General features: G+C 73.2%; 8 protein-coding genes and 2 pseudogenes. 6 read left to right on the top strand and 4 right to left on the bottom strand.

Annotated features, from left to right (window positions below; genetic code table 11):
- Nucleotides 1-91: 91 nt before the first annotated feature.
- The gene (locus AB0I16_RS35455; RefSeq protein ID WP_363253804.1) at nt 92-2,356 is read right to left on the bottom strand and encodes an excinuclease ABC subunit UvrA; all 2,265 of its coding nucleotides are present in this window, start codon (nt 2,354-2,356) and stop codon (nt 92-94) included.
- 256 nt (nt 2,357-2,612) lie between these two features.
- Between AB0I16_RS35455 and AB0I16_RS35450 the strand changes: the two genes are divergently transcribed.
- Nucleotides 2,613-3,395: an arylamine N-acetyltransferase gene (locus tag AB0I16_RS35450; RefSeq protein ID WP_363253803.1), complete on the top strand. Its 783-nt coding sequence runs from the start codon at nt 2,613-2,615 to the stop codon at nt 3,393-3,395.
- A 95-nt stretch (nt 3,396-3,490) separates the two neighbouring features.
- Nucleotides 3,491-3,967 carry a VOC family protein gene (locus tag AB0I16_RS35445; protein WP_363253802.1) on the top strand — a complete coding sequence of 159 codons (477 nt, stop codon included), beginning with the start codon at nt 3,491-3,493 and terminating at the stop codon, nt 3,965-3,967.
- 64 nt (nt 3,968-4,031) lie between these two features.
- Here the strand turns inward: AB0I16_RS35445 and AB0I16_RS35440 are convergent.
- The 3 genes and pseudogenes from AB0I16_RS35440 to AB0I16_RS35430 form a co-directional block, all read right to left on the bottom strand.
- Nucleotides 4,032-4,112 (bottom strand): annotated as a pseudogene (locus AB0I16_RS35440) (class I SAM-dependent methyltransferase); the annotation flags it as partial.
- Between the two features lie 72 nt (nt 4,113-4,184).
- A complete protein-coding gene (locus AB0I16_RS35435) occupies nt 4,185-4,682 on the bottom strand; it encodes a GNAT family N-acetyltransferase (RefSeq protein WP_363253801.1) in 498 nt (165 codons plus the stop codon).
- Between the two features lie 78 nt (nt 4,683-4,760).
- A complete protein-coding gene (locus AB0I16_RS35430; protein WP_363253800.1) occupies nt 4,761-7,526 on the bottom strand; it encodes a hypothetical protein in 2,766 nt (921 codons plus the stop codon).
- A gap of 157 nt (nt 7,527-7,683) precedes the next feature.
- Between AB0I16_RS35430 and AB0I16_RS35425 the strand changes: the two genes are divergently transcribed.
- The 4 genes and pseudogenes from AB0I16_RS35425 to AB0I16_RS35410 form a co-directional block, all read left to right on the top strand.
- The gene (locus tag AB0I16_RS35425; protein ID WP_363253799.1) at nt 7,684-8,127 is read left to right on the top strand and encodes a DUF3093 domain-containing protein; all 444 of its coding nucleotides are present in this window, start codon (nt 7,684-7,686) and stop codon (nt 8,125-8,127) included.
- 7 nt (nt 8,128-8,134) lie between these two features.
- Entirely contained in the window at nt 8,135-9,295 is a 1,161-nt protein-coding gene (locus AB0I16_RS35420; protein ID WP_363253798.1) for a diaminopropionate ammonia-lyase, read from the top strand.
- 296 nt (nt 9,296-9,591) lie between these two features.
- Nucleotides 9,592-10,032, top strand: coding sequence for an SSI family serine proteinase inhibitor (locus AB0I16_RS35415; RefSeq protein WP_363253797.1), 441 nt, complete (start codon nt 9,592-9,594; stop codon nt 10,030-10,032).
- A gap of 70 nt (nt 10,033-10,102) precedes the next feature.
- Nucleotides 10,103-10,195, top strand: a pseudogene (locus tag AB0I16_RS35410) (ectoine/hydroxyectoine ABC transporter ATP-binding protein EhuA); the annotation flags it as partial.

Raw genomic sequence — 10,195 nt, 5'->3', positions numbered from 1 at the left:
TCCTCCACACCTACAACCACCACCGCTGCCACACCGCACTCGGCGGCCAGCCCCCGATCAGCCGGGTCAACAACGCTGCGGGTCAATACACCTAGCCGGCCACGTACTTCCGCAGGTGCTCCGCCGTGCGGGTGTCTCCCCCGGCGACGAGTTCGGCCGGGGTCCCCGTGAAGACCACGCGCCCGCCGTCGTGCCCGCCGCCGGGCCCCAGGTCGATGATCCAGTCCGCGTGGGCCATGACGGCCTGGTGGTGCTCGATGACGACCACGGTGTTGCCGTCGTCGACGAGGCGGTCGAGCAGGGCGAGGAGCTTGTCGACGTCGGCGAGGTGCAGCCCGGTCGTCGGCTCGTCGAGGACGTACGTGTGGGCCTTGTCCGCCATGCGAAGGGCGAGTTTCAGCCGCTGCCGCTCACCGCCCGAGAGCGTGTCGAGCGGCTGGCCGAGCCGCAGGTAGCCGAGCCCGACGTCGAAGAGGCGGCCGAGGATGGTGTGCGCCTGCCCGGCGGGGAAGAAGTCGCGCGCCTCGGCCACCGACATCCCGAGCACCTCGCTGATGTTCTTGCCGCGCAGCCGGTAGGTGAGCACCTCGGCGGTGAAGCGCTCCCCGTCGCACTTCTCGCACACCGACGCGACCCCCGCCATCATCGCCAGGTCGGTGTAGACGAGGCCGAGCCCGTTGCAGCCGGGGCAGGCGCCCTCGGAATTGGCGCTGAACAGCGCCGCCTTGACGCCGTTGGCCTTGGCGAAGGCGGTGCGGATCGGGCCGAGGAGCCCGGTGTACGTCGCCGGGTTGCTGCGCCGGGAGCCCCGGATCGGCGACTGGTCGGCGACGACCACCCCTTCCCGTACGGAGAGGTAGCCGTGGACGAGGGAGCTCTTGCCGGAGCCCGCGACCCCGGTGACCACGGTGAGCACGCCGGCCGGGACGTCGACCTCGACGTCCCTGAGGTTGTGCAGGTCGGCGCCCTTGACGGAGAGCTGTCCCGTGGGCGTGCGCACCGTCTCGCGCAGCCGGGCGCGGTGGTCCAGATGCCGTCCGGTCAGCGTCCCCGAGGCCCGCAGCCCCGCCACGTCGCCGGTGTAGCAGATGGTCCCGCCCGCCTCGCCGGCGCCGGGGCCCAGATCGACCACGTGGTCGGCGATCTCGATGACCTCGGGCTTGTGCTCCACGACGAGGACGGTGTTGCCCTTGTCCCGCAGCCGCAGCAGCAGGCCGTTCATCCGCTGGATGTCGTGCGGGTGCAGACCGGTGGTCGGCTCGTCGAAGACGTACGTGACGTCGGTGATGCTGGAACCGAGGTGGCGGACCATCTTCACGCGCTGTGCCTCACCGCCGGAGAGCGAGCCGGAGGGGCGGTCCAGGCTGAGGTAGCCGAGCCCGATCTCGGTCAGCGAGTCCAGCAGCTCCCGCAGCCCCGCGACGAGCGGCGCGACGCCGGGGTCGTCGAGTTCGCGCACGAACGCGGCGAGATCGCTGATCTGCATCGACGAGCAGTCGGCGATGCTGCGCCCGTGGATCTTCGAGGAGAGCGCGGCGGCGGAGAGCCGGGTCCCTTCGCAGACCGGACAGCGCGCGAAGACGACCGCGCGGTCCACGAAGGCCCTGATGTGGGGCTGGAGGGAGTCGCGGTCCTTGGCGAGCCAGGTGCGCCGCAGCTTGGCGACGAGCCCTTCGTAGGTGAAGCCGTTGGAGCCGACCTTCACCTTGACGGGCTCCTTGTGCAGGAGGTCGGCCCACTCCCGCTCGGTGAAGTCGGCGAGCCTCTTGCCAGGGTCGTAGAAGCCGGAGTGGGCCATGACCTGCCAGCTCCAGGAGTCCACGGCGTAGTTCGGTACGAGGAGGGCGCCCTCGTCGAGCGAGAGCGAACGGTCCACGAGCTGGTCGACGTCGACCGTGGAGACCTCGCCGGTGCCCTCGCACTCGGGGCACATGCCGTCGGGCAGGTTGAAGCTGAAGGCGGCGGAGGTGCCGATGCGGGGGACGCCGAGGCGGCTGAAGACGATCCGCAGCATGGTGGAGGCGTCGGTGGCGGTGCCCACCGTGGAGCGCGAGTTGGCGCCCATCCGCTCCTGGTCGACGACGATCGACGCGCTGAGGTTGCGCAACGCGTCGACGTCGGGCCGGCCGAGGCTCGGCATGAACGACTGGACGAAGGCGGTGTACGTCTCGTTGATCAGCCGCTGGGACTCGGCGGCGATGGTGCCGAAGACGAGCGAGGACTTCCCCGACCCGGAGACTCCGGTGAAGACGGTGAGCCGCCGCTTGGGCAGGTCCACGGAGACGTCCCGCAGGTTGTTCTCGCGGGCGCCGCGGACCTGGATGACGGTGTGGCTGTCGGCGGGGGTGGCCTGCACGGGGGCTCCTTTTCGGGCATGGCTCAGGGATGGGCCGTGGGTGTGGTGTGGGGGTGGGGCGAGCGGAGGAGAGCGGCGGAGAGCCGGAGGGAGGGACGCCGGAAGCGTACACCGTACTCAGTTTCTGTGCGGCGGGTTTTCCGAACATGCGAACGAGGTGGCGGGCGCACGGGCCGAAGGACCTAGGTCCGTCGGCCGGGGCGGGCGCCGCCGGAGGTCCGTGGCCCGCGCGCCCCGCCCCGGCGAGACTGGCCCCATGGACATCGAACAGACCGAGGCCTACCTGCGGCGCATCGGTGCCGCGCGCCCCACGTCACCGAGCGCGCGGGCGCTGCGCGAGCTGCATGTGGCGCATCTGCGCAGCGTCCCCTTCGAGAACCTCTCGATCCACCTGGGCGAGGAGATCGAACTCAGCGACGAGGCCGTGGTGGCGAAGGTCGTGGAGGCCCGCCGGGGCGGCTTCTGCTACGAGCTCAACGGCGCGTTCGCGGCCCTCCTCGCGTCCCTCGGCTTCGACGTCACCCTGCTCCAGGGCCGGGTGTACGGCGAGGGGGGACGGCTCGGCATCCCCTTCGACCACCTCGCGCTGCGCGTCCGCACGGACGAGGGCGGCGACTGGCTGGCCGACGTCGGCTTCGGCGCCCACAGCGAACTGCCGCTACGCTTCGGCGAGCGGGGCCCCCAGACCGACCCGGCCGGTACGTTCCACCTGGTCAGGACGGCGGCGGGCGACCTGGAGGTGCTGCACGACGGCACCCCGCAGTATCTGCTTGAGGAGCGCCCGCGGGAGCTGGCCGACTTCAGGGCCGGCGCCTGGTACCACCGGACGTCCCCGGAGTCCCACTTCACCCGCAGCCTGGTCTGCTCGATCCTCACGGAGGACGGCCGGATCACGCTCAGCGGCCGCAGGCTCACCACGACCGTGGCCGGTGAGCGGCACGTGAGTGAGCTGGCGTCGGAGGCGGAGGTGCTCGCGGCGTACGAGCGGCACTTCGGCGTCGTCCTGAAGGGGGAGCCCGTGCTCGGACGCATCGCCTGACGGTGCGGCGATGAGTTCCGTGCGGCGCGGCAGTCTCTTTGTCAGGAGCGTGGCGGCGGCCCGCTGCCGCGCCGACGGGACAGGAGAGTGCTGTCATGCCCGAGATCACGCCCGCACTGTGGTTCGACACGCAGGGCGAGGAGGCCGCGGAGTTCTACTGCTCGGTCTTCCCCAACAGCTCCGTCAAGAACGTCTCGCGCTACGGGGAGAACGCCCCGCGCCCGGCCGGCACCGTCCTGGCGGTCGACTTCGAACTGGACGGCAAACGGTTCACGGCGATCAACGGCGGCCCCGAGTTCACGTTCACCGAGGCCGTCTCCCTCATGATCGACTGTGCTGACCAGCAGGAGGTCGACCACTACTGGTCCAAGCTCTCCGAAGGCGGCGAGGAGGGCCCCTGCGGCTGGCTCAAGGACAAGTACGGCCTGTCCTGGCAGGTCATCCCGAGGGCCCTGCACGAGCTGACGAACGACCCCGACCCGGCGCGCGCGCAGCGGGCGGCCCAGGCGATGTTCGGCATGAAGAAGCTGGACGTGGCGGGGCTGTACGCGGCGGCGGACGGTACGGGATAGGGCGTGTTTCGCCCTGGGGCGCCGCCGGCGCGACCGCCCGGCACCGCCGCCGCGTGGCGGTCGGCATCCCCGCGCTGAAGTCCACCCCGGTGACCCGCTTCCGGCACAGCGGCAGCAGCGCGGAGACGCCCGCTCCCGTGCCGCAGCTTGGACGGCCGGTTCGCGCAGCGTGGGACCTCGGGAGGTGAACATCGGCATCAGGCCGGCCAGGGAGGCGTCAGAGCGTCAGCACGAAGCTGGTGCCCGGCCTGCCGTCGACGCGGACGGCTCCGGTGGGCACGAAGCCGGTGCGGGTGAGCACGGCACGTGACGCGGGGTTGTCCAGCGTGGTGACGGCGCGGAGTTCGGTGAGGCCGTACGCCGTGACGGCGAGGTCGCGGGCTCGGCGCACGGCCCACGTGGCGAGGCCCCGCCCCGCGGCCTTCTCCGCGATCCGGTAGCCGAGTTCGGCCCCGCCGTCCGCCACGTCGACGAGGTTGACCCGCCCGAGCACCTCGCCGCCCTCCCCCACGAGCACGTGGAAGTAGCACTCCCCCGTCGCCTGTTCGGCGAGGAGGGCCGCGTGCCGTGCCGCGAACCGTGCGAAGTAGGCGTCACCCCGGTCGGGGACCGACGCGGCGAAGTAGGCGCGGTTCACCTCCTCGAAGGCGAGCAGGGCGGGGGCGTGCTCGGGGCGGAGCAGCTGGAGCGAGGGAGGCGTCGAGGATGGGGACATGGGGCAACCCTACGCATCCGCCCCATGTCCCACCGGCGGGTGCGGGGCCGCCGGCGACGGCCCCGCACCCGCTCCCCGCTACCCGGCGTCCCGGACCGTGCCGGTGACCACCGGACCGCCCGGCAGCGGCTCCCAGTTCTCGTCGTAGACCGAGAGCCGGGCCTTGAGGGACTCGGCCGGTTCCCGCACGTCGTCCTTGACGGTCGGCACGCGGACCTCGGCGCTCTTCTTGCCGGCGGGCACGGTGACGTAGAGGGCGTCCTCCTCCGTCATCTCGGACAGCGCCCGTGCCGGACGGACCGGGACACCGACCTGCTCCTGGACCCAGCGCCTGCTGACGTCCAGCGTGGACAGTTCGGCGCCGCGGTCGACCGGCAGGAAGGCGAGGCCGGCCATGATGTCCACGTCGGCGGCCTCCGACAGCGTCATGCGCCACGTCAGCGGCTTGCCCTCGGTGACCCGGTCCGCGACGGGTTCGAGCGTCACCTTCGGCATCGGGTCGTCGTTGCGCGCCGTCACGCCGCCCTGGTGGGAGCCGACGACGGCGCCGCGCACCGCCTTGACGTACGCGTCGTGGCCGACGTCGTGGCCGTAGCGGGTGTCACCGCGCACCTTCACCGGTACGTCGACATCGTTCGTGCCCGGCCGCACCGTCACCGTGCGGTGGGTGAACCGGCCGGTGCCCGGCTCGGGGACGGACACCCTGACCGTGCCGCTGCCCTCTCCCGAGACGCGGACCGGGATGTGGTGGGTCCGCACGCCGGAGTCCCCCTCGTCCACGGTCAGCCGCCCCACGTCGACGCGCGGCAGCGCGGCGGGCCGCACCGCGGGCGTGCCGGGGCGCCAGCCCCAGCCGTCCATCAGCCACGCCTTGCCCGAGCTGCTGCGCGGGGTGAGTTCGAGGGTCTTCACCCGCTTCAGGTCCAGCGTGTCCCTGACCGCGCGCGACAGCGGTACGCGGACCTCGCGGCCCCAGTACGAGGCGGTTTGCTCACTGCCCGGCAGGCCGTCGACACGGACGCGGCCGAGCCGCGCGCGGTGGCCCGCGGCGTCGACGAGCGTCACGTCGAGCCGGGTGCCGGTGGTGTTGGGCGGCACGATCAGACGCAGCGCCAGACAGTCGGCGCCCGCGAGCGAGACGGGCCGGGCGGGGCTCACCCGCACCGGGGCGCCGGGGTGCGTCCAGCGCAGCGCGACCGCGTCACGTCCCGGCTCGGGCGAGACGTCCCACTCGGCGAAGTGCGGTGACGCCCCCGCCGTGCGGGGCGGCAGGCAGGCGCGGGCCGCGTCCTGGTCGACCTGGGCGCAGACCCTGCCGCCCCTGACCGTGGTCGAGGCGTCCGGCAGGAAGGCGGCCGTCCTGTTCGCGCCCACGGCGTGGGTCAGGACCCGTGCGGGGTCGGCGGAGGGCGCCCTGCGCTCGGCGCCGTCCAGGAGGGGGCGCACCCGGTCGTCGCCGGCGACGAACAGCCGGGCCGCCGCGGCGATGTACGTGGCTCCCGCGCGCTGCTGCTGGGAGGCGGTGAGCCGGGTCTTCACGTCCGGCGAGCACACGGGGTCCGCGTCGTCGCCGAAGTCGTCGTCGGCGGGTGCCTCCGCCTGCCCCGGGGTCCACTCGCTGTTGAAGAAGTTGTGGTTGGCGCCGACCATGTACACCGCGCTGTGCAGGGCCTTCCCGCGGCTGACCCGGCGTGTGCCGTCGACGTAGATCTCGCCCTGGAGGTCGGAGACGTCTCCGTCGCAGCCGGGCAGGATCGTGGCGGACGGCACGTCGGGCACCGGGTTCTGGCCGAAGACCGTGGGGCCTATGAGGACGTTGCCGCGTATCTTCCAGCGCGTCGGGCCGCGGTAGCCGTCCTGGTCGGCGGGCGGGGCGTAGAGGCTGTCGAGCGCGGCCCTGTTGACGCCCTCGCCGCCGCGTGAGTGGCCGACCAGCAGGACGCGGGAGAGGTCGGCGGGAGAGACGGCGCGCACGGCCGCCGGGGCGCCGGCCGGCTCCTTCGCCCAGTCCGCCCAGCGGCCGAGGTGCAGCCGCACCAGCGAGGAGCGGGCCTGTGCGCCGCCGTCCTCGGCGAGGTGGTCCTGGCCGTTGATGCCGTTGGCCGCGATGGACACGGTGACGTACCCCTGGGAGGCCAGGAGCTTCTGGGCCTTGTGGTAGCCCGCCTGGCTCGGCACCGGCTTGGTGCCGTGCCCGCACGGCCAGCCGCCGCCCTGGCCGTCGCCCCCTCCGTAGCACGTGTAGTGGCGGCCGTGCAGGAACAGGGCGAGCGGGCGCTTGCCCGGCGCGTTCGTGGGGCCGATCACGTCGGCCCGCATCTCCACCGGTTCGGGGAAGCCGGGCAGTTTCACCGACGTGAGGGTGTACTCGCCGCTGGTGGTGCGGTAGCGGCCCTTCTTGCCCGGGTCGACCGCGTTGGCGGGCGGGAGCGCGGCGGGCGGCGCGGGCCGCGCGGCACTCGGACCGGCCGAGGGCGCCGCCTCGTCGAGCCGTCGGCCGCCCGCCACCACCCGCAGCTTCTTCGCCGGGCCGATGCGGTCGCCGTGCAGCGGCAGCCGGAACGACCGGCGGTCCTGTGCCGCCGTCGGTCTGCCGAGGAGCCTGTCCCCGGCGTAGAACTCGACCCTGGCGTCACCCATGGGCACCGGCTCGTCCGCGGCCCAGACCAGCTCCTTGCCGCTGCCCTCACCGGTGAGGCGCCAGCCTTCCGGGAGGTCGCCGCCGGGCGGGACGGGTGACGCGGGTGGCGGTGCGGCGGGCAGCGCCTGCGCCGCCCCCGGGGTGACCACCGCGAGCGCGAGCACCGCGAGTGCCGTGGTCGCCACGCGTGGGACACGTCTCAAGATGTCCTCCTCATCTCACTCTTCTCAGGACACCCATCCGAACTGGCGTGCCCCTCCTGCCTCTTCGAGGACGGAGAAGTGCCCCTCCGCGTTGCCTGGCGCGCCGTGGGAGGAACCCTCCGCGGGTCCCCGCGGGCGCTCCTGCCAGGATTCGTCCATGCACATCTACGAAGAGCGGCTGAGCGTCCCCCGCTCCTGGTGGGCGCTGGTCGCCCTGGGCGGCGCCGGTCTCGCGCTGGCGGGGATTCCCTTCGGTGCGATCGCGGCGGTGACCTCGGCGGCGGTCGGCATGGCGGTGTCCGCGGGCATCGTGTACGCGCACGGCAGGGTGCGCATCCTCGTGACGCCGGGCTCCCTGGTCGTCGGCGGGCGGAAGATCCCGATCGAGGCGCTCGGCACCACGGAGATCCTCGACGAACGCGAGGCCTTCGAGTGGCGGACCGTCAGGGCGAACCCGTACGCGATGCTCCTGCTGCGCTCCTACATCCCCACGGCCCTCCGCATCGAGCTGCGGAACTCCTACGGCGGCGCCCCGTACATCTACGTCTCGACGCGGCAGCCCATGAACCTGGCCGCCGTGCTGGCCTTCTCGCGGAGCTGAGGACCCCATGGCCGGTTCCACCGCCCCCCGCCCCTGGTACGCGCGGCCCGCCGCACGGGCGTGGACGTGTCCCCCGCTCCCCCCGGACGCCTGGGCCTTCCACACCGCGCTGCCCGAGTACGCGCCGACCGCTCTGCGCGAACTCCCGGCGCTCGCGGTGGAGTTCGGCGTGGCGCGGGTCTTCGTCAAGGACGAGTCGGCCCGGCTCGGCCTGCCCGCGTTCAAGGCGCTCGGCGCGTCCTGGGCGATCCACCGCGTCCTGGCACGGTACGAGGGCGGGGGCGGCGCGGCTCCCGGCGCGCCGCCGCTGCGCCTGGTCACCGCCACGGACGGCAACCACGGCCGGGCCGTGGCCCGGGTGGCGCGGCGGCTCGGACGGCGCGCCCACGTCTTCGTGCCCGACGGGGTGCATCCGGCGGCCGTGGCGGCCATCGAGGCGGAGGGTGCCGAGGTCACGGCGGTGCCCGGCTCCTACGACGCGGCGGTCCGCCGGGCCGCGGAGGCGGCGGAGGCCCCGGACGCCGTGCTCATCCAGGACACCGCGTGGGAGGGCTACGAGGAGATCCCCGCCCTCATCGTCGAGGGGTACGCCACGCTGTTCGCCGAGATCGACGCCCAACTGGCCGCCACCGGCGTACGGACGCCCTCGCTGGTCGCGGTCCCCGTGGGCGTGGGGTCGCTCGCGCAGGCCGCCGTCACGCACTACCGCGGCGGGCCCCGCGCGGCCGGTGGCGACGGCACGCCTCCCGCGCTGCTCTCGGTGGAACCCGAGGGCGCCGCCTGCGTGCTGTCCAGCCTGCGCGCGGGGCGGCTCAGGAGCGTGCCGACCGGCGTCACGGCCATGGCCGGGCTCAACTGCGGCTCGCCGTCCGCGCTCGCCTGGCCCACGCTGCGTGCCGGGCTGGACGCGGCGGTCGCCGTGACGGACGCCGAGAGCGCGGCGGCCGCCCGCGACCTCGCGGAGTCCGGTGTGTCGTCCGGACCGTGCGGTGCCGCCCCGCTGGCGGGGGTGCGCGCGGCCCTCACCGGCGAGGGCGGCGCGGAACGCCGGGCGGAGCTGGGCATCGGGCCCGCTTCGACGGTCGTACTGATCAGCACGGAAGGCGCGTCCGCCAACCCGTACGCCCAGGAGACACCCGCGGCCACCCCGGGCATCCGGCCCTCTTAACGAGGCGTTCTCCCGCAGCGATCATTTCCGGTCGTTGCCGGTAGTCGAAGCAAGAACCAATTTCGCGATACCGCAGGTCAGACGGTCGTCTGGCTTTATACCACTCATGGTTGTCCATATGCTGGACACGCGCCGCGCGGGCGGCCCACCGGCCGTGAGCTGCCCGAACAGGCAGCGGGGCACCGCTCAGCGAACACACTCATCCGGAAATCGACCATGCGTGTGGCACTCACTCTCCGCACAGGCAAGACTCCTCACCGCAGTCATCATCCGCAACGAGCAAAGGAGAGCCCACCATGCGTCGCACCCTCAGGATCGTGGGAGCAGCCGCGGCGGCGGCGACCTGCGTCCTCGCCGCGACATCGGGTACCGCGCACGCCGAGGCCCCGCGGCAGGCCGGCCTCTACGCGCCGTCCGCCCTGGTGCTCGCGGTCGGTCAGGGAGAGGACGCCCCCTCCACCGCGGTCGAGCGCGCCGTCACGCTGACCTGCGCGCCGCGCCCCGGCGGAACCCACCCGGCGGCGGCGGCCGCGTGTGCCGAACTGGCCAAGACGGGCGGCCAGTTCGCCCGGCTCGTGGGCAGCACGTCCGACGCCGTGTGCACCAAGGAGTGGCGGCCCGTCACGGTCTCCGTCACCGGCGTCTGGGACGGCAAGCACGTCAACTGGTCCACCACCTTCGCCAACCGGTGCGAGATGAAGGCGGGTCTCGGGGAAGGTGCCGCTCTGGCCTTCTGACGGGACCACAGGCCCCTGATCCACACTCAGGGGAGTCCCGGATTCCTTTCGTGGGGGAAGGCTTTCCGGGATGACGGCCCTGGAGAACGTCATGGAGGCGCCGGTCCAGGTCAAGGGCGTCGCCAAGACCGAGGCCAGGGAGCGAGCCGGGCTGCTCCTCGAC

The organism is Streptomyces sp. NPDC050703 (genome assembly GCF_040654435.1).
In the GTDB taxonomy this organism is placed as follows: Bacteria; Actinomycetota; Actinomycetes; order Streptomycetales; family Streptomycetaceae; genus Streptomyces.
Note: the sequence above shows the minus strand (reverse complement) of the source record. Positions and strands in the feature narration are given on the sequence as shown.